The sequence below is a fragment of the Alkalilimnicola ehrlichii genome, assembly GCF_003399765.1.
In the GTDB taxonomy this organism is placed as follows: Bacteria; Pseudomonadota; Gammaproteobacteria; order Nitrococcales; family AK92; genus AK92.
This window is the reverse complement of the sequence record NZ_NFZV01000021.1, coordinates 56,699-80,239: the sequence shown is the minus strand read 5'-3', so window position 1 is coordinate 80,239 and position 23,541 is coordinate 56,699. Positions and strand designations below refer to the sequence as shown.

The window sequence follows — 23,541 nt, the reverse complement described above, 5'->3', positions numbered from 1 at the left end:
GCGCGCGAATTGGAAATCACCGATGTTAACAACCGCTATTTATCCCTGGGCGAGCTCAATGTCGTCACCATGGGGCGGGGGCACGCCTGGCTGGTTACCGTTATCGCCGCCGTTACCGTTATCGCCGCCGTTACCGTTATCGCCGCCGTTACCGGTATCGCCGCCGTTACCGGTATCGCCACCGTTACCGGTATCGCCGCCATTGCCGCAAGACTCTCCGTTTAACGTGAAGTTGGTAGGCACGGTCGGTGTACCGTTACCCGATGTCGCTGCCAGGAAACCGAAAGTTGCCGAACCGCCATTAGCACGCAAACTTCCGTTCCAATGCCCGGCGGGATTAGATGCTGCAACACGGCTACCGGAAGCATTAAATGTCGCATTCCAACCATGGTTAAAGCTTTGGCCACTTTCCAAGTTCCACGCCAACTCATAACCGTTAACGTCGCTGGCGCTATTATTGGTTAACGTGACCTCCACCTGCATACCGCCCGACCAATGATTGACGACATTGTAGCCAACCGAGCATTCCGCCGTGCCGCTACCTTCGTCGCCGTCATCGTTCGGCTCCCGTTGAATTTCTAGATACGCCGAACGAATACCGGCACCGGCGCTCGCGAAAACGCGGTTTGCCGTCGCATCGGCCACCGGGTTCACCGCTCCGACCTCAAGACGACCGATCTGAACCGTATTAGTGTCTTGGTTAACGGCCTCCGCAAGGACTAGCGGCCATACGTTAGCGGCTGCCTGCTCTGCCGTTACAACAATAGACTCAGACGGGTAGTAAAGATCCCGGCCGTCCTCCTGCACCACACGCAACTGTAGTTTGTCCCCTACCCGCATCTCCTGCGGTGCGTTGCTCAGCGCGCCGAGGTCGGACCAATGACTGCCGACAGACGGAACATGCCGTAAACGCACTGTAGCGGTGTCAGAGCCGTTCGCCCCTTCTACGCGCAAGGCTACGGTTACGTTACCGACCGCCTCCGGTTCGGCAAGCAGCAAGGTCGCCGTCGCTTCGCGGCTGTTCTCCAGGATGTACAGATCGGGATTTTGCGCATCGACACTCCACTGGTAACTCAACCCTTCGCCGCGCGAGACCGTCGCGTCGAGAACGATCTCGCCGGCACCGACAAACTCAGCCACGTTCGGTTGCAAGGAGATCTGCGCGGAAACGGGCGTCGGCGCCAGGCCGGAACCGTCGAACGCCACATCGATACAGCCGTGGAAACGCTCGTAGGTCCACTCGTTCCGCCCCCACTCGCCATAGATGACATGACGCCCGGCACGCTCCGGCACTTCGCAGGTGGTGTGGAAAGTGTTATTCGGCCGGTCGGCGACAACATACGGGTTGCCCGTAGGGTTTGAGTCGTCGTAGTTAAGAACGCAGAACGCTTCTTCTTCGAAGTCATCCCACGTTAACGGCCGGCCTACCTCATACACAAAATCCGGCTTAGTAATCCAGTACCGGAATTCTTCCGTGTCGTCCCAATGCGGCCCCCAGGAAATATTCCAGCTAATCGTTTGCTCGCCTGGCGCCATTCGGTTCGTCGGCCAGTCGATAGGCATATCCCAAGGGGTCGCCTCACCGTGCCAGGTTGAGCTTCCGAAACCACATACGTGCTCCGGCAAAGGCTCAACCGCGGCGCGCCCGAGAGAGTGCGTTAAGACACTCATAAATTGATAGCCGCCGTTAGGGTCTTGTTCGAACGCCTCGGCACACTCCGGATGCTCCGGATTCCCCCAAAACGCCTGATCCGGTTTCGTCACCGCGCCACAAAACCAATTACGGGACGGCGGATCGGAAATAAGACCGTGGGCGAACGCATTCTGGCTGAAGGCCGCCAGCAATATACCGCCCGTGACCAGCTTCCAATTAATTCGCTTCATTACCCTCTCCATTGGGATTTAGTTATCAATAGCTCACTACCCCCGATTTAAGCCCCACCATAAGAAGGGGAAAACAGGAGCCGGAAAATTCTAATCAGGAGAGAAATAATGCGCCAGATGTCTCCATAAGGAGACATATATAAAATGAACCGAATCGAAAATATCAAACCTACACAGACATGACCGAGGAACTCTCTTCAGAGAACATCACACCCTTATTCATCCAAGAGTCAGCAACACTTTATTAAATCAAAGACATCAGACTCTATTGATAGCCATTAGCAAAAAACGGCACATCAACAACTTCATATTCCATTTTATCGACTCAAAGAGAAGGAAGAAAATAAATCTTTCCTAACCAAGCGCAAAGAAGGCGACGCCAAATAAAGACAGGGCTAGCCACTAGGTTTTTACCTTCTCTTGCCGAACCCAACAACAATACAACTATCATTAATATAATAATTCAATAAAATCACGAAGGAGGATACTTGAGCAATAAGCAAAAACACCCAGTTAATTACCGAGCAAACCCGAAACGCGCGCCTGCTGTAACAACCACTGCCGGATGATTCGAATGGCCGGCTCGTTGCGACGGCTGGTTTTAAACAAGAAATGGAATTCGTCGCCGGTAACATAATGAGGGCAAGGCAAACGAACGTACTCGGCATCGTCTCCTGCCGAAACCATGTAGTCATTCGTAAGCGCAATACCCTGGTCGTGCCGAACGGCTTCGTGAGCCAACAGCATATGGCTAAAGTGCTGCATTCTCGCCTCTCCGATATCAGTCACCCCTGCTGCGGCAAACCACTGCCGCCAGTCCTCTCCCCGCCCACCTAGCACGCTATTGGCGGATAACAGCGGATACCGTGTTAGCCAGCTTGCTGTAAGCTCGTCGCCGACGGAATCTTCGCTTTGCAGATCGCTTTGTATCCGTTGCCAAAAGTGGTGGCTACAGATGGGAAACAAGGCTTCGCGATACAGGAGCTCCGAGCTGTAACCGCGCTGGTCGGAGGCAAGCAAGATGAAGCAGTCCGCCACCCGGTCCGAAAGCTCCGGTGGTGCGTCGACCATCTCCAACATCAAGCGCAACTCCGGATAGCGGCGTTGTAAATCCGGCAGCCGCGGCACCAACCAACGAACGGCGAAGGAACTAAACGCCGCCAAGCGCAGCTCCGTTGTTTCCCCACCACGTAAACGTTCGCTCGCCCGTTCGATATCGCTCAAGGCGGTACCGATCGCTTCGAAATAATGTTGTCCGGCCTCCGTCAGGCTCACCTTCCGGCCTTCCCGCAGCAACAGCTGCTCGCCGAGATACTCCTCTAAAAGCCGTATTTGATGGCTCACGGCACTTTGGGTCACGCGCAGTTCCGCCGCCGCACGCGAGAAACTGTTTTGCCGCCCGACCGCTGCGAACACGACCAGCGCTCGCATAGGAGGCAATCTCATTATCGATTTACCTCATACCTAGCAAATAAACATCATTATACATAATAGCGAGTGCACCCTATCCTACCCTGCACCGCGCACGACCATTACTCGGCGGTAGGCTGAAACAGCCATACGGATCTCTTCAGTAGTCTGACAAAGCAAGGGGAACATGGCACAAGGGCAAGTCAGAAAAGCGATTGTGCTGCTTGTACTCGGCAATTTGCTGGCGATGTTCTCGGACATCGTGATCAAACTGCAAGGGGAGGAGACGCCGATACTACAGTTTGTCTTTCTGCGCCTGCTCTGCGCCTTGCTGCTATTGCTTCCTTTTCTGGGCTTTATCGACCGTCGAGTCCTGTGGCGCGGCACCGGCATTTATCTGCTGCGTGCGCATATTAGTCTGGTAGGGGTGGGTTGTATGGTGCTGGCGCTGGTGACACTGCCGCTAGCGACGGCCAACGCCGTTTTCTACGCAGCTCCTCTCATTATCCTTGCCCTGGCAGCTATCTTCTTCCGGGAGAAAACCAGTTGGCTCAGCATAATCGCGGTCGGCTCCGGTTTTGTCGGCATCCTACTCGCACTGAGACCAACTGAGGTCGGATGGCAGAGCTTGAGCGCGTTGGGGGCAGCGTTCGCGCTCTCGCTCAACGCGCTACTTGTTCGCAAACTACCGACGGAGCACACCACGGTCCACGCCTTGCTCCTGACCCAGCTTTACGCTCTCCGGCCGGATTTTTACTGACGCTTTGGGAGGGAGCCGCGTGGGATTGGGGGCTCCTGCAGGGCGCTTTCGCTTCGTCGGCATTCATTCTGATGTATAACATGTGCGTCATCATGGCCTATCGCCAAACGCCGGCTAATAAGATAACGAGTGCCGAGTATACGGGGCTGGTTTGGGCGGTTCTTTTCGGTTGGTGGTTATTCGGCGAACAACCCGACCTGTGGTTTGCAGCCGGGGCGGTGATGATCAGCGCGCCGCTAATCCTATTAGGCATGCGCGGCAACAGCGAGCCGCGCAAGCAGCGGCGGAAAATGGCAACCGAGCGCGATTGATACCCAATCGCGCTCGGTTATTTGAAGTTAATAACGTTGTCTACCGCGCAATCAGACGCTCAGATGCTCGGAAATAAGCTCGTCGTCGAGCGCATCCATCGGTCCTTGAGCAACCATCCGCCCATTATTGAGGATACTGAAACGGTCGGCCGTAGCACGCGCAAAGGGCAGTTTTTGCTCGACCAGCAGGATAGTCAGCCCCTCTTCCTGGTTAAGGCGCCGAATAACCGCGCCAATCTCTTGTACAACGTTCGGCTGAATGCCTTCGGTCGGCTCGTCAAGCAGCATGATCTCCGGCTTCAGTACCAAGGCCCGCCCAATCGCCAACTGCTGCTGTTGGCCGCCGGACAGGTCCCCACCGCGCCGATGCGCCATTTCCTTGAGCACCGGAAACAGCTCGTATATCCGCTCCGGAACACGTTTGGAACGTTTGGCCGCCAGGGCAACCCGGAGATTCTCCTCGACCGTTAACTGAGGAAATATCTCCCGCCCCTGCGGCACGTAACCGATCCCTAAACGAGCACGATCCTGCGGCGAGGCACGCGTGATATCCTTGCCCTGGAACAGTATCTTGCCGCCTTTCACGGGCTCTAAACCCATCACGCATTTAAGCAATGTGGTTTTTCCCATTCCGTTGCGGCCCATAAGGCAGGTGCGCGAACCTTGTGCGACTTCGAAGTCCACATCCTTCAGAGTGTGGGAACCGCCGTAGTATTGGTTAATACCCTGAATCGTCAGCATGTCAGTCCCCCAGATACACTTCGCGCACTTTCGGATCGTTCTGCACTTGGTCCATGCTGCCCTCGGCCAGCACACTGCCTTGGTGCAACACCGTCACAGTGCGTGCGATAGAACGGACAAAGTCCATATCGTGCTCCACTACGACCACCGAGTGCTTGCCTGCGAGCGAGGTCAACAACTCCGCGGTTCGCTCGGTCTCTTGCGTGGTCATACCGGCGACCGGCTCATCGACCAGCAACAAGCGTGGGTTCTGCATGAGCAAACAGCCGATCTCCAACCACTGTTTTTGACCGTGAGACAAGGCCCCTGCCATTTCGCAACGACGGTCGGTCAAACCGATCAATTCCATCGTGCTATCGATCTGGTCGCGTTGTTCGCCGTCGAGGCGCCAGAATAAGCTGGTCATCAGCCCTCGGTCGGCATACATCGCAAGCTCCAGGTTCTCGTAGACACTGAGGCTTTCGTATACCGTCGGTTTCTGGAACTTTCTTCCGATACCCGCTTGCGCGATCTGGTGCTCGTCCATGCGTAGTAAATCGATACGACTCCCGAACCAGGCCTGTCCTTCGTCCGGCCGGTTTTGCCGGTAATCACGTCCATCAGAGTCGTTTTGCCGGCACCGTTGGGGCCAATCAGGCAACGCAGCTCGCCATCGTCGATATATAGCGTAAGATCGTTTAGTACCTTGAAGCCGTCGAAGCTCTTATTGATGCCTTCCAAGTACAAAATCGGCCCGTGGCGGACATCGACTCGCGACGAGTAGGCCGAGCGATTCATGAACTCGAACACCCTATCCCGGCGCCGCAGCTCCTCGATAATGCTCTTTACGCTCATGCCGCCTTCCTCCGCTTCACCCGATCGAACAGGCCGACGATACCGCGCGGCATTAACAAGGGAACCAGGACGAATATTGCCCCGAGGAAAAACAGCCAGAGGTCGGGATAGTTTTGCGTGACCCAGCTCTTCATCACATTGACGGCGCCCGAGCCGATCAAGGGACCGATCAAGGTGCCACGACCGCCCAAGGCGACCCAAACCACCATTTCGATCGATTGCGCCGGCGCCATCTCGCTTGGATTGATCACCCCGGTTTGCGGTACGTACAACGCGCCGGCAATGCCGCACAGTACGGCCGACAAGGTCCAGACGAAGAGTTTGTAGGTAAGGGGGTCGTAGCCGGTGAAACGAAGCCGCGTTTCGGCATCGCGCACGGCTATCAGCACTCGGCCCAACTTCGAGGTCACCACAAAGCGGCACAGCAGATAGCTCAGCGCCAAGGCGATAACGCTCGCGCTGTATAGCGCCATCCGCGTACCGGCATCGCGCACATCGAAACCGAGCAGGTTTTGGAATCCCGTGAGCCCCGTATCGCCACCCAAACCGGTCTCCCCGCGAAAGAACAACAGCATCAGCGCGAAGGTTAAAGCCTGGGTGATAATCGCGAAGTACACCCCGCGCACGCGAGAGCGAAACGCAAGAAACCCGAACACGAAGGCCAACACGCCGGGCACGAGCAAAATCATCAATACCGTGTACCAGAACGATTCGAAGCCGAACCAGAACCACGGATACTCGGTTAACCCCATGTAAGCCATAAAGTTGGGCAACTGACCTTCTGCTAGGCTGGCCCGCGTCAGGTGCATCCCCATGACATAGCCGCCGAGCGCAAAAAACGCCCCTTGGCCTAAACTCAGCACGCCGGTATACCCCCAAATCAAATCAATCGCCAACGCCACAATGGCCAGGCAAATGAAACGTCCGATCAAGGTGACCGTATAGGTCGGTATATGGAACGAGGACTCCGGCGGCACCACGAGATTTAACACGGGCACCACCACCAGTGCGAGCGTCAATAGCAGGCCGATAGCAATCCAGCCGCGCCGGCCATGAAGCGCTAGGAAACGTATAACTAATGGCGTTCTCATAATAGATTCCTAGTCGGCGGCGGAACGTCCCTTCAGAGCAAACAGCCCCTGCGGACGCCATTGAATGAACAGGATGATCCCGACAAAGAGAATGATTTTGGCAAGCACAGCCCCGGTCGCCGGCTCTAGGAATTTCGACGCCACGCCCAAGCCCAGCGCGCTGAAAACGGTTCCGAAGATGTTGCCCACACCGCCGAGCACAACCACCATGAAGGAGTCGACGATAAAGCCCTGCCCTAACTCGGGTCCGACGTTGACAATCTGCGACAATGCCACTCCGCCAAGCCCGGCGACACCCGCACCGGCGCCGAAGGTCCACATATCAACGCGATTGGACGCAACGCCAAGGGAAGCAGCCATCTTGCGGTTCTGCATTACTGCCCGCACCTCCAGCCCCAAACGCGTGCGATACATCAAGAACCAGACCAAAGCGACGACCAGTGCCGCAAACACGATCACCCCTACGCGGCTGGTCGATAGGCTCACGCCCTGCATGATCTGCACGCTGCCGGAGAACCACTCCGGGCTGCTGACTCGCACGTTCTGTGCGCCAAAAACCATTCGGATGCCCTGCATAAGAATCAGGCTAATACCGAAGGTAGTCAGTAAGGTTTCTAGCGGGCGGTTATAGAGGAAACGGATAACGCCACGCTCCATGGCAATCCCAACCGCCCCGGTCACAAGGAAAGCGATCGGCAGCGCCGCCAACAGATAAAGACCGAAAAACTGCGGCATAAAGGTGGCAAACAGCGTTTGCACGAGGAAGGTAGTATAAGCGCCGATCATCAGCAGCTCGCCGTGCGCCATATTGATAACGCCCATCAGACCGAAGATGATCGCCAACCCCAGTGCCGCCAACAGCAACACACTGCCCATGGACAAACCAAACACCAGATCGGAAACGAACGCTGCCGTCCGCTCCCGGCTCTCGATAGCGGCAATCGCCGTTTCCGCGGCATCGCGGACGCGCTGATCCGGTTCGAGATAATGGCCGTCGCTATCCTGAGCTAATAGCCCCTGCAAACGAGGCTTCATACGTGAGGCCCGAACGCTTCCGACCAGCTTGACTGCCTCTAAGCGCCGCTCGGCACTCTCGCTGTCCAGATCCAAAGTAGCCAACGCGATATTGAGCAAGCGCTCGATTTCAGCGTTGCCTTCTTGCTCTAGCGCTCGGTTGATCGTTTCCCGCATGGCGGGGTTGGGGCGTTGGGCCAGTTCCTCCGCAGCCGATAAACGCTGCTTGTCGTCCTCGGCAAAAATCTGTAGTTGCGCAATAACCGGGCGCAGAATACGCCGGACCGGGTTATTCAATGGCACGGCCGTGAGCGCATCCTCGGCAACCGTTACCGGCTCGCCGCTTAGCGCATCGCGGTAAGTGTCGTCGGCGGCATTCGCGATATACAAGCGACCATCTTCGTCGAAGGAAAGGCGCCGGTTCTGCAAGGCCTGCAAAGCTGGCAGTACCGCCGGATCGGCCAGCTCGGCAAGTGTCTCTAACGCCGCGGCGACCTCTCGCCAATTACTACTGGCCAGACCCGCTGCGGCAGTTTGGGTATCCTCCGCCACCGAGGCGGCGGCCAGAGTCGGCCAGACCAGTGCCAACAGCACTAGCAAACGGAATACACGGATCATAGGAAATTCCTGGTGGCAACCCCGCAGCTCAACTGCGGGGCTTATCGTTCAGGATGAAAAAGCGAATACTCGTTGCTGGAGCACGCTGCCCTGAGCCTGATTATTCGCCGTTATTGAGATACGGGCTCCAGTTCTCCGCCCGGATCGGGCCCTCGGTTTCCCACACCACGTCGAACTGACCATCACCGCGAATCTCTCCGATCAACACGGGCTTGTGCAGGTGGTGGTTTTCTTCATCCATACAGATACGGTGACCGGACGGTGCGTTGACACACTGCCCACGCATCGCAACCCGCACCTCATCCACATCGGTGGTGCCGGCTTGCTCGACAGCTTGAGCCCACATCTGCATACCGATGTAAGTAGCCTCCATCGGATCGTTGGTCACGCGGTTACTTCCGCCTGGTAAGCTGTTGCGCTCAACATAATCGAACCAGGTTTCGACAAAAGCATCGTTCGCCGACGACTCAACACTCATGAAGTAGTTCCAAGCCGCCAGATGCCCTTCCAGGGTAGCGGTATCCATGCCGCGGAGTTCCTCTTCACCGACTGACATGGCCATAACCGGCACATCCAGCGCAGAGATGCCTTGGTTCGCCAGCTCTTGATAGAACGCCACATTGGCATCGCCATTGACGGTATTGACCACCGCCGTCGGCCCACCCTGAGAGAAGCTTCGTATTTCGCTGACAATACTCTGGAAATCGCTGTGGCCGAACGGGGTATAGACCTCTCGGATATTGTCGTCGGAGACGCCGTTGGCGTTCAGGTAGGCACGCAAGATCTGATTGGTAGTACGGGGGAAGACATAGTCGGTACCCAACAGATAGAAACGGCTGGCGCCGCCGCCTTCGTCGCTCATCAGGTACTCGACAGCCGGAATCGACTGTTGATTAGGCGCAGCCCCCGTATAGAAAATGTTTTCGGAAAACTCTTCGCCTTCGTACTGCACCGGATAGAACAGCAGCCCGTTAAGCTCTTCGAAAACAGGCAACACGGCCTTACGCGATACCGATGTCCAGCAACCGAACACAACATCCACGTTATGCCGCTGCAACAGTTCACGCGCCTGCTCCGCATAACGTGGCCAGTTTGAGCCTGGGTCCATCACAACCGGCTCCAGCCGGCGACCCAACACACCGCCCTGCTCGTTGATCTGCTCAATGCTCATCAGCGCCACGTCGCGTAGCGAAGTTTCGCTAATAGCCATGGTGCCGGATAGAGAGTGCAAAACGCCCACTCGAATCGGCTCTTCCGCTTGCGCGCGCCCGCAAAACCTAAACTTAAGGCGAGAGCGCCGGTTGCGAACGCCCCTTTCATCCCCCCAAACGCGGACAGCGTTTTCATGTTTTTCTCCTTTGCATGCAGCGTGACGAAATCAGTGCGGGACAGGCCCGAGGAGTCAAACGCACCTCGCACCATTCTGCACAACCGACAAGCAAAGCTCATGCCACAAGGAGAATTTCTTTAAAAACCGATCGTTACGATTGATTTCTCAAGTGTTAAAAAGGCGGCTTCGCACCACCTTATTGCTCACGCACCACATTATGCCCCGATTTAGTGCATACCGATCTATAGCGTTCTTCGCACAGGGTTGTTCGTTAGAAGACACCAACGCCTACCAGAAAGCAGGCCGAAAACCGCGACGCAATGAAAAGGCAAGCTGCCGAATACAGGCCGTGGATCTGGCACTTAAACACCACTTATCCAACTAAGTAGAACACCGGCCAAGGCACTGATACCGAGAATAGAAAACAAACCGAGCCGCAGCACAAACTGACAGCATAAAGCCATCAATACCAGACCGAGCGCGAACACGTCCAAACTCGCAAAGACAGGCAACGCCATATCGACCGGGCCTACGGAAAGGCGCTCGACATCGTCGAAGACGACATGAAAACCGAACCAGAGTGCGAGATTAAGAATAACGCCGACGACCGCGGCGGTAATGGCTGCCAAAGCGCTGTTCAGTACGGGCCGGTTACGTAAGCTTTCTATGTACGGCGCACCGAGGAAGATCCACAAAAAACTCGGTACGAACGTCATCCAAGAAGCGATTAGGCCGCCGATCAGCCCTCCTAGCAGAGGATCTAATCCGCTTTCCCTTAAGCCGCCGAGAAAACCGACGAACTGCACCACCATAATCAACGGCCCCGGCGTCGTCTCCGCCAAACCAAGCCCGTCGAGCATTTCGCCAGGTGCTAACCAACCGTGGAACTCCACGGCTTGCTGCGCCATATAGCTCAGGACAGCATACGCTCCACCAAAGGTCACCAGGGCCAACTTACTAAAGAAAAGGCCTATCTGCGTAAATACGTCGTCCGGCCCCAACCAATACAGCATCAGGGCCAGCGGCGCTAACCAAACCGGCAACCACACCGCGAGTATTTTCAGTGCATACCAACGCGAAGGCGTCACACTGTGCAGATGCGACTCATCGACAGCGGCATGCCCGGACCCGGCCGGTACAAAACTTTGCCACCCGAGTCGCCCCGCCAGTAAGCCGAACAGACCCGCACACAAGATAACTAATGGGAAGGGTATGTCGAAGACAAATAAGGCAAGAAAGGCTAACGCTGCCAAGATATAACGGGGGGCGTTAGCCAGGGCTCGCTGCCCCAAGCGAATGACAGCACCAATGACAATTGCCAAAACAGCCGCCTTAAGGCCGAAGAACAAGGCCTCCACCAAAGGCACATTGCCCAATGCCGCATAGCTGATGCTGAGCGCAAACATAGCCAACACGCCGGGCAGCAAAAACAAAATCCCAGCCATTAAACCGCCGAGCGTGCGATGTAGCAGCCAGCCGATGTAAATTGCTAACTGAGTTGCCTCGGGGCCGGGCAACAGCATGCAATAGTTCAGTGCGTGGAGAAACCGCTGTTCGCTCACCCAGCCTTTTTCATCGACCAGAATGCGCTGCATTAACGCAATCTGCCCGGCCGGGCCGCCGAAACTCAGAATGCCGATCTTAAACCAAACCCAAAACGCGTCGGCCAAACTAATTTGCCGACGCTCGGCCGACACGGCAACTTCTTGCATTAACTTACTCACCCCCCGTCCGCCGCACCCAAAGTATGCACGGATCTTTTCGCGACGCCTATTTCGCCCTCACCGGCGCAGGGTGCGATCATGCAGGCACATCCGCAAAGGAGGGATATTAGCAAGTCAATATGACGACAGCCCTGCACTCGTACGCGATCAAGCCCGGGCTACTGCCTGAGCAGGCAAACTCAACCGCTGCTCCTGTCTCATGATATTCAGCAAAACCACGACCCGTTCTTCTCCGTTTCGCGCTTGAAACAAGGCCTCGTAACCGGCGAAAGGTCCATCGGTAATCCTCAACCGCTCGTTAAGCCGAAAATCGTCCCTAGCGGTGAAGTCAATCCATCCGTTAGTGGCCATCCGTGCTTGCAAACGCTCGACAACCGCTTCGGGCACACTCGGCACCACACCGCCCCACCGAACTAAATCCTGCACTCCGCGCGTAGATCGAATCGGGGCCCAATCCTGCCCAACATCGTCCAGGCACAAAAAGAGGTAGCGAGGAAACATGGACTCGACCGTCGTGCGCCGCTTGCCTCCCGACCACCGAAACACTTTGATTAGCGGGCGAAAAACTTCGAACCCCTGGTTGCTCAGTTGCACCTCCGCCCGCTCGTCCTGGCGCGGTTTGGAGAGAACAAGATACCATTTCTTCATATATCCCCCTCGACCGTATCCATGGCCTAGGTTGTCGAAACTCGGTTATCGCTCGCCGCTATTACGCATTTTCGGCAATCCAACCGAAACGCGAACCGCAACCTGCATCAACGGCAACAGCGAGTAAGGCTACTAATGCGTTCAATATGTCCTAAAACTTAGTAAGGTAAGGCTTACGCGTTGTAGGAATACTGGTAATGGTAATAGCCGCCGTTCGAATAGCGCGCAGAACCCTGTTGTAAGCGATTCAATATAAACCCACTGATGGGAACGGAGTCGCGATATATCGCACGAACCGCCTGTCTCACCTCTGCCAGCGATGTCGTGCCGGCGCGAATAGCAAGAAATACCGCTGCTGCCCGCGCCGCAACCAGCACCCCGTCCGTGGCTGCCAGAACCGGCGCCGTATCTAAAATAACCAGATCGTACGACTCTTCTAAGGAACGGAGCACCTCGTCCAAGCGTTCGCTCATCAGCAACTCAGAGGGGTTAGGAGGAATTTCCCCCGTCGGCAGGAAATGCAATTTACTATCGCCAACCGGACGTATCGCCTCATCGAGGCTCGCCTTACCCGCAATTACGTCGGATAATCCAGGCGCGCGCGTCACGTCCAAGGTTTTATGAATATGACCGCGCCGTAGATCTGCGTCCACGACAATAGTCCGCTTTCCTGCCTCAGCTAACAAATAGGCCAGATTAAGCGATAGAAAACTCTTCCCGGCCGACGGGTTCGGGCTGGTCAATGCCACGCAACGACCGTTCCTATTCATCAGCGCAAAATGTAAGCCGGTACGTAATCCGCGTAGGCTTTCCGAGGCCAAGTCCTCGGGCATATCCCTCACCAGGATGGGCGGCGCCCCTTTACCTTTCTGAGCTCTCCGCTCCTGCCGATGAAAGGTCTCCGACTCCGGAATAACGGCATAACAACTCAAATCGAAGGCTTTCTCAAGCTCGTCCGGGCTCACGACAACCCGCCGCAGCATATTGCGGAGGAATACGGTGAACACGCCCAACAAACCGCCAAGCACAACGCTGACAGCCAGCGTCAGACTACGATTCGGGCGAACGGGCCGATGGCCGGTAATCGCCTCGTCGACAACCCGCACGTTACCTACCATTCCGGCACGAACGACGCGCAACTCCTGCGCGTTATTCAGCATAGCGGTATAGAGGGCGGAATTAACCTCCGCCTCGCGCCGCAGGCGCAACAACTCTTGCTGACTTTGCGGCAGCTCGCGAATCCGGCTGTCAAACTCCCGCCGCCGCTCCCGCAGCCGCTCCATTTGTTCGTCCAGCGCGATAATATTGGGGTGCTGCGAGGCATAGCTCATGCGCAGCTGCGACCGCTCCAAATCCATCTCAGCCAGCCGTTGCTCTACCTCCACTACTTGATTCAACAAGTTGGCACCTTCGGCGGCTAAGTCGAAGGCCTCGTTGTCTTGCCGGAACCGGTTAAAACGCCCCTCCGCCTCGTCGACCGAGGCGCGCAACTCCGGCAATTGCTCGTCGAGAAACTCGATACGTTTTTCCGCCTCCATGGACTTCCGCTCGACATTCTGCCGCACGAACGCATTATGAATAGAGCGCAGAGTTTGTTCGTTGGCTTGGGCATCGGGGCCTTCTAACGTTAACCGCAGCATACCGCTACCACGCGCGCTCTCCGACACCTGGAAACGACTCGCCAGACCCCGGATCGCAGCCATTCGAGAATGCCTGATAAGCTCGAACTCGGTTCCCGGGCGCGCGTGCAGCTCGCGAACGAACACCCGAACCTCGCCATTGTCGGCAATGGCCGGCTCACCAACGCGACCGTTGCGGATCAGCGGCCGCCCTTCCAAGAACACGGAAAACGCGCCGTCGCCTTCGGCTCGCAACGTCAAAGACTCGCCAAGCAGATGATGCGGAACCACCAACTGGGTCAGCTCGATGCGCTCGCCCCCCCAGGCGAAGGAGCCAAGACCTAGCAACGGCGAACGCAACTCCCCGGCAGGCGTCCGCCGCGCCAAAAACTCCCCAAAACCGGGAAGTGACGTGGTCTGACGACTATTTCGAGATTCATATCTTCAACCGCGCGCCCCAAGATCATCCGCGAGCGCAGCAGCTCCATTTCCGCGGCCACGTTGGATTCATCCGCAAAGCCTTCCGCAAACCGCTCCATACCGGGTAGAAGCCCCTTTTCCTGCTCGACTTGCACCAACGCATCGGCCCGGTAAATCGGGGTTGCCAACAACGCATGCGCTAAACCGGCCAGACCGGCCAAAAACACGCAAGCGAGAATCAACCAACGACCGCTCAACAACATATCGAAGAGTTGTCGCAAGTCGATTTCCTGGCCATCGTCGACCGGTTGCTGAACGGCCGGCGCCTGGGGCGGTACTGCCCCTGAGGCCTGTTAATTGCATTCATTCTTATAAGTCCTTGTTATCCCCGAGACCCTATGCGGTCTCCTTCCTTAGCGACTTAATCAAGCACTCTGTCGGCGGCCACGACGGCGCCGATCGAGGGTAAGATTTGCGTCAAGAAACGGTTCCAACGCGTCAAACCGGCGGCGTCTACGTACACCACGTCGCGCGGCCGCAATTCGAAGCGTTCGGCCAGCATCATGCCGCTTGCCGAGCGAGCATCTAAGTGGAACACGTCGGGTATTTCCTCAACGCCGGCTCGAATCACATATATACGCCCGGGATTCGCGCTCAACTGATTGGGGCCGCCGACATCGCTTAGCGCCTCGGCCAGAGTGATCCCGCGGCGCGGTATTTCCACCGAACTCGGGCGCGTAACCTCGCCCATTACAAAAATCTTCTGACTGCTTCGATCGGGAACATTTAAGACATCGCCAGCGCGCATGAGGACATTTTGCGCCCTATCGCCGCTTTCGTATAAGGCAAGCAAATCGAGCCGGATTACCTCGCCATCGCGCGTCAACGTCGCGTTGCGGGGGTCGGCTTCGGGCGTCAAACCGCCGCTCGCGCTAATCGCCTCCAGCACGGTTAGCGGCACATCGGTCACCGTGCGTACGCCGGGCTCTCTAACCTCGCCCGCGACATAGGCACGTTGACTACGATGATCAATAACCCGAACATCCAATTGGGGGTCGTTGAGATAAGGGGCAAGGCGTCGCGTCAACTCCGCGCGAACCTGGGAAATTGTTTTGCCCGCTACCGTAATCACGCCCACGTACGGGTAGAACAAGGTACCGTCGTCGCGCACCAGATAGCCTTGCAACGCCGCGTCGCGGAACTCGCCGGCAGGGATCGTTAACTCAGGATGCCCCCACACCGTAATGCTGAGGATATCCGCAGGCCCGATACGGTACTCCTGCGGCTCCGCTACTAACCGTCCGACCGGGTCGTCCTCTTCCACGACTTCCCGCGCCAAACGCATTTCCCGTATCAGCTCCGGCGTAATGGGGACAATCATGCCGTGCTCGGTCTCAATGGGGCCCGTAGCATCAGGGCGATGCATTCCCGGCGTTGCACACCCAGCCAACGCTCCGACGAGCAATATCGCCAATAAAAGCTTATGTTTCATAACGACTCGATTCATCCCAATCTGGCAACCCATCCATTGACTCCGCGTTCTATCGTGCGCAGGGCTTGCTCAAACGCCTCTCGAGGTTTTCGATAAGGGTCGGCCACTTCCAACCCCTCTTCCCAATGCCCGAGCAAATAACACTTTCCCCGCGCCGAGACATCCATCTTGGCGACGGCCTCCCGGTGTCCCGGCTCCATGACCAATATCAGATCGGCTTCTCGCGTAATAAGCGGACTGAGTTGGCGCGCCCTATGCGCCGAAATATCTAAGCCCGCTTCCTCCATAAGCGCCTGAGCCAAGGGGTCCGCCGGCTCTCCGACCAACGCTCCCAGCCCGGCGGAACTTACCTTTACCTCTTCTCTCGAGGCGAGCCCGTGCGCCAATAAAGCCTCGGCCATCGGGCTACGGCAGATGTTGCCGACACACACCACCACAATATTATTGAACATGGCCTTGCCCCTTTTTCATAAGGCGATGCTCCACCCTAAGTAAGCTTGTAATTCGCTACGCAGAGAATCCGTCTTATCGCTCACCGATTGGTACGATAGGCCGCTATGAAGACGGCCATTCGCGAATGGTCTTTCATGCGATGCGCTCAGCTTAATCACATCGGTTTGCTGACCGAGCGAGAGGCGATGCCCCCCGGGAGCCGGCCGATCCCGCCCGTCGCGATTGAGCTCGGCATATTGGGCACGGAAATGCCAAAAATGGCCCGAGTCGGCGCCCAGAACGTTCCCAGCGTAAATAAACGGCTGTCGTTATCGATGCCGTGTCCGAGCGACTGGCCGCGGTAACGATACCCGCTGCGGTAGGCCGAGTGCTCGTAAGCCGTATTAAATCTTTGCTCGGAACGGACGAATAAATCGATGGCCGTATCGGCTGCTTCGAAGTAAACGCGATAACTACCGTTGTGGGCGAAGCCCCACGTTTCTATACCGCCTAGCCAGACGAACTGATAAGGCCAACCGCCCGCTTCGTCTTCGCCAATAGCTTGAGCATAAATGGCATACGGAAAGTCGCCGACTAAGGGAGAGCGCCAACGTATGTCATAACCGGCCAATTGATTGCCCGGTTGGTCATCTCGCGAATAGTCGCTATCGCCGGCGTTACTACGCCCGATAGCCAAATCGATCAGGCTTCGTAGGCTTTCCGGCCGCCCCTCGCCGCCCCATTGTGCCGTCCGAGAAAGGCCGATTTCCAATCTTTCCGTCGGCACAAGCGTAAGCCGAGCGCCAAGCAGTTTCGCCTCGGGCACATACCGATCGTTTTCCAACTGACCGGCAAAGGCAACGAAAGACCAAGGTCCTAACCATTCGAGAATAGGCCACTCAAAGGCCTGCGCGGTCTGCCGCTGTAAAATAACCGCAGGGACGGGACGGGCATTGTTAGAAAGAATCAAGCTGCCATCCCAGCCTGGCCCCCACCATTGCGGAACCGTGCCGGCGGCAATCAACCAATTACCGGCGCTTAGCGCCCCATAACTGTTATCAAATCTTGCATCCCAGTTGTCGCCATCGGCTTGGCGCACGCCTTGCGCCTGCGCCCGCACGGCATAACGAGGGCTGGTCCAGCCGGCTTCCGCCGTAACTCCGCCGTGTTCGCGTGGCGTATCTTGGAAACCGCGAAACGTCTGCGGCTCTGCCGCCAGCGTCATGCCTAACGACGCCGAGAACCCAGGCGCCTGCGCCTGTTGCACACGCGCTAGCATGCGTGCCTGCGCACTTAGCCACGGCTCTTGGGCACTTGATTTGCTTGGGGTATAGCCTTCGCCGATTGCAGAATAGGGAATCGGCCAACTGGAAACGGGCATATTGAGCCGGCCGCTATCGCGCAGCAATAAGAGATCGTGGCGCAAGCCAAGGTCGCCTGGGAAAGCCAGAACCGGCGCCGCATTTACGTTTCCACAAAAAAGAAACGTGGCGAGCGCCAACGCTGAAAGTGCCCCCCGAAAAAGATATCGACATCGCACGGCCAACACTCAATCCATGTGCTAAGTTCTATATTTTCCTTAAGAAGGAACCGGATAGCCTTTTAAGGTACGACTCTCGAGACACCAATTAGGTTCAACACCTGCAGCAACCGGAGTCCTCGGTAAAAGGAAGCTTTCAGTGACGGTGATGAAAGCGCCGCGGGAACGGTATAGTACACCCCGCCCGGCACGCTTCATACCCTTAAAGTTCCGCGGCAAAATATCAAGGTATCTCGCAAAATCCACCCGCTTAATATGTGGAGATATTCTCATATACCTTGTTATCTACGCGGAGGATCACGCCCAGTAGCGAACGCCGGTTAGAAAACAGCGACTTGAGACTTTTCGCCCGACTAAACGGCAAACCTGTTACCATTTCGGTACGTATCGCCATACTTGTGAACTCGGTATCATAGGTTTCCCGCGGCATATAACGAACCGATCGACATGGCGCACTTGCGATACGCTATCCAATACCGTCAAGCTCTTCGCCGCGGGTGGGTGCTGATCTTTCTTCTTTGGATCAGCGGGTGTGCTGCGCCTGGCCCGCGCTCCAACGCGCCGCCCAGCCCTCCCCTTTTGCCTGCCCCCTCCGGTCCGCTTGCGGAGTGGTCACACGAACAGCGGATAAAAGAACCGGCGAGCCAGGCTCATAGCGGCTTTCAATTGTTATTTACCGGCGCCGACGCCTTCGCCGCCCGCATCGAAAGCGCTCGGCTAGCCAATCAGAGCATCCAAGTCCAGTACTACATATGGCAAGACGATACCGCTGGACGCCTTCTTCTTAAGGAACTGCTGCAAGCCGCCGATCGCGGCGTGCAAGTCCGATTGCTACTGGACGATATGGACGTCCGGGGTAGCGACACCACGCTCGCGGCGGCAGATACTCACAACAACCTTGAGGTAAGGCTGTTCAATCCCTTTCGAGCACGGTGGGGATTTCTGCGGGTGGGCACGGAATTTTTGTTACGCGGCAGCGCCCTCAACCACCGCATGCATAATAAAGCCTGGATAGTAGACGGCCATATTGCCATCGTCGGCGGCAGAAACATCGGCGACAACTACTTCGACGCCGGCAACGACTTCAACTTCGCCGATTTGGACGTGGCAATAATCGGCCTCGCCGCAGAACAAGCTAGCTATGCCTTCAACGCGTACTGGAACAGTCCGCTCGCCTTACCCATTACCGAGCTTCGGCGCGGCAAACTACCGCAGGCTAAGCTGGTGCAACGGCGCCAAGAACTACGCCACTGGCTCGAAACCCACCCACCCCATCCCTTAACGGAATCGGCATACCAACCTACAGGCACCTTGCTGCAAGCCGACGCCTACTATTGGAGCGATACCGTTGAGCTGGTCGCTGACGACCCGAATAAGGCACTGGGCAGAAAGGATGCCGAGCCGGGCGTGTTGGAAGCGATGAGTGAGCGCTTTGCCGCTGCTAAAGAAGAGGTTTTTATTATCTCTCCTTACTTTGTCCCAGGCCGGGAGGGAACGGAAGGGCTAGTTGCCCTGGCCCAAGCCGGTATTGAAGTTACCGTTCTAACCAACTCTCTGGCCGCTACCGATGTCGCCATCACGCACAGCGGCTATGCGAGACGCCGACGGACCTTACTCGCAGCAGGCGTAAACCTTTTTGAGTTAAGCCCTATGGCCTTTCGTGCCGCTGGCGAAAGCGTTGAATCCTTAGGGCTAGGCTCATCCAACGCCAGTCTCCACTCTAAAGTTGTCCTCTTCGATCGCCGGGAGGCTTTCATTGGCTCTTTCAACCTCGATCCTCGTTCCGCCCATATCAATACAGAGCTGGGGATATTCGTTGCCAACGCCGATCTTGCCGAACAACTTGCGGAGGTTTATCGATTTGCGACCCAAGCCCCATTGAGTTATCGCCCTCAATTAAACGCTCAAGGCCAACTTCGCTGGGTCTCGGGCGATAGCGTTTATACACGCGAGCCCGGAGCGAGCATTTGGCGGCGAGGATTAGCGCTCTTTGTGCGCATCCTTCCGATCGAGTCACAACTCTGATGCTATAAACCCAAGGCGGGCAAGAGTCAGTACCCGCCGACCGGTAAGCCTCGTCGCCTTCGCACTGTCACGAAAGCAGCAGTCCGCTCACTAGCAAATAAAAGCTTACCCCGGTTAGCAGAAACGCCAAGACCGCTAGCACCCCATCGTAGGCAACCAAAGCGAGCCCAAAAGCACTGATAGCAGAAGCCGTCACCACATTCGCGAATGGAATGAGTTCTAATGGCGGCATAATCACCGCAATGAGCGTACAAGCGACAGCAACGACATGGCTGGCCGGTTTATGCAGCAGGAACAATAGCCGAGGCTTGATCACCTTATCGGCCCAACGCGCTAGCCAAGCGAGAAAGCGCCCAGCCTTAGCCATACGATCGCGGCTTACCTGACGGCGCAGAATAAACGCCGGCAACCAGAAATACTCCCGTCCAAGCAACATCTGGACAGAGAAAAGAAAAATCACAATTCCCCCCAGGGTCGGCACCCCAGGCACACCGCTCAGCGGCGACAGCACGATCAGCCCCGGGACCAGCAACAACGGCCCGAACGAGCGCCTACCGACCGCATTCATAATCTCCTCAACGGAGATCTGCTCTTTCCGCTCACCGGCGGACGTAATTTCGTCTACCACCTCGGAGAGCGACTTTGCGTCGTCCTGCTGCGCCATGGCGACTCCTTAATCCCGCTTCCACCCGCTAACAGCTTTAATGCCGTTTGACTCAGTACGCTGCAAGAGGCTCAGGGGGCACGCACGCTCTTATATGCATCCGGCACACGAGCGGTTTAGAGAGCGACGCATCCGGCGCGGTTGAGGACTCCACCTGCCAAAACCGAACCGTAGCGGCATGCCGTTACGGTAACGATACCTTGTCGGTCAACCATACCGCGTCAGCAGCCGGGTCAACTCGGAAAGCTTCTGTTGCGCCGGCTCGCCGAGCGAACCATCGATGTCAATCTCATGTTCGATGGCACAGGCCATCATCTCGCAGAACGCCTTACTCATTGCCGTACGCGAGGCGGCAAGCTGCTGGGCTACCGCCTCGCAGCTCTCGCCCGTTTCGATCATGCGACGGATAGCGCGCACTTGCCCCTCTACGCGCGCCAGTCGCGCTAACAGCGCCTTCCGGCGCGCTTGCTTGGAACGAACCTGTTCAGTCATAAGAGACTCCTCAAGCCGAATCATGCTTCATTGGACGCCAATATACCCTAGGGGGTATTATAGCGCCATCGCGGTTCGTTATCGAGGCCGACCATGAAGCCCACGTCTCCCCTTCAACGCCTGCTTCCCGCCAGCGCATGGCTACGCAGCTACCAGCGCGGCTGGCTTGCCGACGACGTTACCGCCGGCATCATCACCGCCGTGCTCCTCATCCCCCAGGGCATGGCTTATGCCCTGCTTGCGGGGCTACCGCCCGAGGTAGGGCTGTACGCCAGCATCGTTCCACCCATCGTCTACGCCCTACTCGGCACCAGCCGACCGCTCTCCGTCGGGCCGGTATCCGTCGCCGCGCTGTTGGTGGCCAACGCCCTTGGCGCAGCCGGACTGGCGCCGGGCGATCCAGCTTACCTTTCGGATGCCCTACTGCTCACCGCCATGACCGGCGCTATTCTGCTAATCATGGCGGCGCTGCGGCTCGGGATACTCGTCAACTTTCTCGGCCATCCGGTGCTGTCCGGATTCACCAGCGGTGCGGCAGTACTAATCATTATCAGTCAGTTAAAGAACCTCACCGGACTGCCACTGCCAACCGCCGGCTCAAGCCTGGACATGCTGGGCCACGCCTTCGCCCACCTCAGTGAGCTGCATATGGCGACCGCCCTACTCGGAGTCGGCAGCATCGCCATTCTCTTATTGCTAAAGACCCCGCTAACCCACCTGCTACAAGAGCTTGGATTCAACTCCCGCACCGCCGGCTTGGCTAGCCGCACGGGGCCGCTTGCGCTGGTAGCAGCGGCAACGGCTCTGGTAGCAGCGCTAGGGCTCGATACCGCCGGGATCGCCATCGTCGGCGAAATCCCGGCTGGGTTGCCTAGCCCGAGCCTGGGCTTCGTCGACCCGCAGCGCGCACTCGACCTTTTGCCGGCGGCATTAATGATTGCGCTGATCGGCTACGTTGAGAGCGTATCGGTGGCCAAAATGTTGGCCTACCGGCGACGGCAGAAGATCGATAACAATCAGGAACTGATCGCGCTTGGCGCGGCCAACGTTGCCGCAGCGGCCACCGGTAGCATGCCGGTGGCTGGCGGCTTTAGCCGTTCAATGGTCAACTTTGCCGCCGGTGCTCGCACACAACTGGCGACTATCATTGCCGCCGTTCTGGTAGGCGTAGCAGCGCTGTTCTTCACGCCGCTGTTCTATTATCTGCCGCAGGCCACGCTCGCCGCCATTATTGTGGTTGCCGTCGCACCTCTATTCGATTGGCAGACGGCTCTCAAAACGTGGCGCTACGATCGCGCCGACGCCGCGGCACTTTTGATCACGTTCTTAGGCGTATTGGTCGTTGACATCGAGATCGGGTTGCTGCTGGGGCTGGCCGTATCCATCGGCATCTTTCTCTGGCGCAGCAGCCGACCGCACATCGCCATTGTCGGCCGCATCCCAGGCACCGAGCACTTCCGCAACGTCCAGCGGCACACAGTGGAGACCTGGCCGGAACTATTGCTGCTCCGAGTCGACCGCAGCCTATTTTTGCCAATACCGCGCACGTCGAGGACGTGATCGCCGTCGCCGCAACCGAACAGCGAGAGCTACGGCATCTGGTACTGATCTGCAGCGCGGTCAACGCCATCGATCACAGCGCCATGGAGAGTCTCCAACAGCTCGCCGAGAGCCTAAAGGAGGCAGGCATTATCTTACATTTAGCCGAGGTGAAAGGACCGGTAATGGATCGGTTACGGCAGAGCGACCTGCTCAAGCACCTGGCGCCAGGGCAAATCTTCCTTAGTACCGAGGAAGCGGTGGAAACGCTCGCGGGCAAAACGTTACTCTAGCCAATACCCGAGAGGGTATATACGCTATTTGCTAGTAGGGCCCGCACCCGTACAGGCAAAGCCCCGATGATCTTTCGCCAGCTATTGGCTAGAAAGCCCGCCACCTACCGTTACCTGACGAAAACATCGATTGGACCGGCGCGGCGACAACGACAAAGGTTAACGATTCAATACAACAACGATGGAGTCCACGGCTATGCAAGGCTTTCCCCACCAATACCAAGCACGCGCCCTCGCTCGTCTCGATGGAAGCGTTCCCGTCGAATCGACCGACCTCGACACGCTGGAGACGACAGCACCGCCGGAATTCGACGGTCCGGCAGGCTACTGGTCACCCGAAACCATGCTCACCGGCGCCGTCGCCAGCTGTTTTGTACTATCCTTTCGCGCGGTCGCGCAGGCGTCGAAATTTCACTGGGAGCAGCTGACGGTGGAGGTCGAAGCCGTGCTTGACCAGGTCGACAAAGTCACCCGCTTCACGCACTTCACGGTCAAACCCTGCCTGACCGTCGCCGACGGCACCGACACCGAGCGGGCCAAAGTGCTGCTCGAAAAAGCCGAGCGTGTCTGCTTGGTCAATAATTCCCTATCGGCCGAGATCACGCTCGTGCCGAACGTTGTTATTGCCTGACGCTCGGCAGACCGCAGCGCCAACCGGCT

At 57.2% G+C, this 23,541-nt stretch carries 21 protein-coding genes and 1 pseudogene; 6 read left to right on the top strand and 16 right to left on the bottom strand.

Translation table 11 applies throughout. The features are described 5' to 3' along the window. Positions 1–39 precede the first annotated feature (39 nt). Positions 40–1,884, bottom strand: a complete 1,845-nt coding sequence (locus CAI21_RS17300) for a lytic polysaccharide monooxygenase (protein WP_116303439.1) — start codon at positions 1,882–1,884, stop codon at positions 40–42. 513 nt (positions 1,885–2,397) lie between these two features. Next, on the bottom strand, positions 2,398–3,315 hold the full coding sequence (locus tag CAI21_RS17295) for a LysR substrate-binding domain-containing protein (RefSeq protein ID WP_220348658.1): 918 nt from the start codon (positions 3,313–3,315) through the stop codon (positions 2,398–2,400). A gap of 166 nt (positions 3,316–3,481) precedes the next feature. Between CAI21_RS17295 and CAI21_RS24165 the strand changes: the two genes are divergently transcribed. Both CAI21_RS24165 and CAI21_RS24160 read left to right on the top strand, forming a co-directional pair. Then, positions 3,482–4,054, top strand: coding sequence for an EamA family transporter (locus CAI21_RS24165; RefSeq protein ID WP_220348656.1), 573 nt, complete (start codon positions 3,482–3,484; stop codon positions 4,052–4,054). A gap of 71 nt (positions 4,055–4,125) precedes the next feature. Next, a complete protein-coding gene (locus CAI21_RS24160) occupies positions 4,126–4,365 on the top strand; it encodes a DMT family transporter (protein WP_220348654.1) in 240 nt (79 codons plus the stop codon). A 51-nt stretch (positions 4,366–4,416) separates the two neighbouring features. Here CAI21_RS24160 and urtE read toward each other — a convergent pair whose 3' ends face one another. From urtE to CAI21_RS17230, 12 genes and pseudogenes are all read right to left on the bottom strand, one after another. Then, positions 4,417–5,106 (bottom strand): urea ABC transporter ATP-binding subunit UrtE, encoded by a 690-nt coding sequence (gene urtE / locus CAI21_RS17285; protein WP_116303437.1) that lies wholly within the window; start codon positions 5,104–5,106, stop codon positions 4,417–4,419. A 1-nt stretch (position 5,107) separates the two neighbouring features. Continuing rightward, a pseudogene (urtD, locus tag CAI21_RS17280) lies at positions 5,108–5,940 on the bottom strand (urea ABC transporter ATP-binding protein UrtD). Then, positions 5,937–7,031, bottom strand: a complete 1,095-nt coding sequence (urtC, locus tag CAI21_RS17275) for an urea ABC transporter permease subunit UrtC (RefSeq protein WP_116303436.1) — start codon at positions 7,029–7,031, stop codon at positions 5,937–5,939. Before urtC ends, urtD begins: the two are co-directional and overlap by 4 nt. A gap of 9 nt (positions 7,032–7,040) precedes the next feature. Beyond that, positions 7,041–8,663 (bottom strand): urea ABC transporter permease subunit UrtB, encoded by a 1,623-nt coding sequence (gene urtB, locus CAI21_RS17270; protein ID WP_116303435.1) that lies wholly within the window; start codon positions 8,661–8,663, stop codon positions 7,041–7,043. Positions 8,664–8,763: 100 nt separating this feature from the next. Beyond that, a complete protein-coding gene (gene urtA, locus CAI21_RS17265) occupies positions 8,764–9,903 on the bottom strand; it encodes an urea ABC transporter substrate-binding protein (protein ID WP_472973979.1) in 1,140 nt (379 codons plus the stop codon). 452 nt (positions 9,904–10,355) lie between these two features. Then, entirely contained in the window at positions 10,356–11,717 is a 1,362-nt protein-coding gene (gene chrA / locus CAI21_RS17260; RefSeq protein WP_258868196.1) for a chromate efflux transporter, read from the bottom strand. 147 nt (positions 11,718–11,864) lie between these two features. Continuing rightward, positions 11,865–12,365 (bottom strand): transcription/translation regulatory transformer protein RfaH, encoded by a 501-nt coding sequence (rfaH, locus tag CAI21_RS17255; protein ID WP_116303433.1) that lies wholly within the window; start codon positions 12,363–12,365, stop codon positions 11,865–11,867. A 173-nt stretch (positions 12,366–12,538) separates the two neighbouring features. Further along, complete coding sequence (locus CAI21_RS17250; protein WP_147305156.1) at positions 12,539–14,371, bottom strand: polysaccharide biosynthesis tyrosine autokinase; 1,833 nt, start codon at positions 14,369–14,371, stop codon at positions 12,539–12,541. Then, positions 14,326–14,685, bottom strand: coding sequence for a Wzz/FepE/Etk N-terminal domain-containing protein (locus CAI21_RS17245; protein ID WP_116303431.1), 360 nt, complete (start codon positions 14,683–14,685; stop codon positions 14,326–14,328). Before CAI21_RS17245 ends, CAI21_RS17250 begins: the two co-directional genes overlap by 46 nt. A gap of 140 nt (positions 14,686–14,825) precedes the next feature. Further along, positions 14,826–15,896 carry a polysaccharide export protein gene (locus CAI21_RS17240; protein WP_181919494.1) on the bottom strand — a complete coding sequence of 357 codons (1,071 nt, stop codon included), beginning with the start codon at positions 15,894–15,896 and terminating at the stop codon, positions 14,826–14,828. A gap of 11 nt (positions 15,897–15,907) precedes the next feature. Further along, positions 15,908–16,348 (bottom strand): low molecular weight protein-tyrosine-phosphatase, encoded by a 441-nt coding sequence (locus CAI21_RS17235; protein ID WP_116303429.1) that lies wholly within the window; start codon positions 16,346–16,348, stop codon positions 15,908–15,910. A 155-nt stretch (positions 16,349–16,503) separates the two neighbouring features. Further along, the gene (locus CAI21_RS17230) at positions 16,504–17,754 is read right to left on the bottom strand and encodes a capsule assembly Wzi family protein (protein WP_147305155.1); all 1,251 of its coding nucleotides are present in this window, start codon (positions 17,752–17,754) and stop codon (positions 16,504–16,506) included. Positions 17,755–18,315: 561 nt separating this feature from the next. Between CAI21_RS17230 and CAI21_RS17225 the strand changes: the two genes are divergently transcribed. Next, complete coding sequence (locus tag CAI21_RS17225) at positions 18,316–19,893, top strand: phospholipase D family protein (protein WP_116303427.1); 1,578 nt, start codon at positions 18,316–18,318, stop codon at positions 19,891–19,893. Between the two features lie 67 nt (positions 19,894–19,960). Here the strand turns inward: CAI21_RS17225 and CAI21_RS17220 are convergent, their stop codons facing one another. Both CAI21_RS17220 and CAI21_RS17215 read right to left on the bottom strand, forming a co-directional pair. Beyond that, the gene (locus CAI21_RS17220) at positions 19,961–20,557 is read right to left on the bottom strand and encodes an exopolysaccharide biosynthesis protein (protein WP_116303426.1); all 597 of its coding nucleotides are present in this window, start codon (positions 20,555–20,557) and stop codon (positions 19,961–19,963) included. A gap of 207 nt (positions 20,558–20,764) precedes the next feature. Next, positions 20,765–21,049, bottom strand: a complete 285-nt coding sequence (locus CAI21_RS17215) for a metal-sensing transcriptional repressor (protein ID WP_116303425.1) — start codon at positions 21,047–21,049, stop codon at positions 20,765–20,767. A gap of 93 nt (positions 21,050–21,142) precedes the next feature. Here CAI21_RS17215 and CAI21_RS17210 point away from each other — a divergent pair, with 93 nt between their 5' ends. The 3 genes from CAI21_RS17210 (at position 21,143) to CAI21_RS17205 (ending at position 23,512) form a co-directional block, all read left to right on the top strand. Continuing rightward, on the top strand, positions 21,143–22,609 hold the full coding sequence (locus tag CAI21_RS17210; protein WP_220348652.1) for a SulP family inorganic anion transporter: 1,467 nt from the start codon (positions 21,143–21,145) through the stop codon (positions 22,607–22,609). Further along, the gene (locus CAI21_RS24155) at positions 22,606–22,881 is read left to right on the top strand and encodes an STAS domain-containing protein (protein WP_220348650.1); all 276 of its coding nucleotides are present in this window, start codon (positions 22,606–22,608) and stop codon (positions 22,879–22,881) included. Before CAI21_RS17210 ends, CAI21_RS24155 begins: the two co-directional genes overlap by 4 nt. Before the next feature lie 196 nt (positions 22,882–23,077). After that, positions 23,078–23,512 (top strand): OsmC family protein, encoded by a 435-nt coding sequence (locus tag CAI21_RS17205; RefSeq protein WP_116303424.1) that lies wholly within the window; start codon positions 23,078–23,080, stop codon positions 23,510–23,512. The last annotated feature ends 29 nt before the right edge of the window (positions 23,513–23,541 follow it).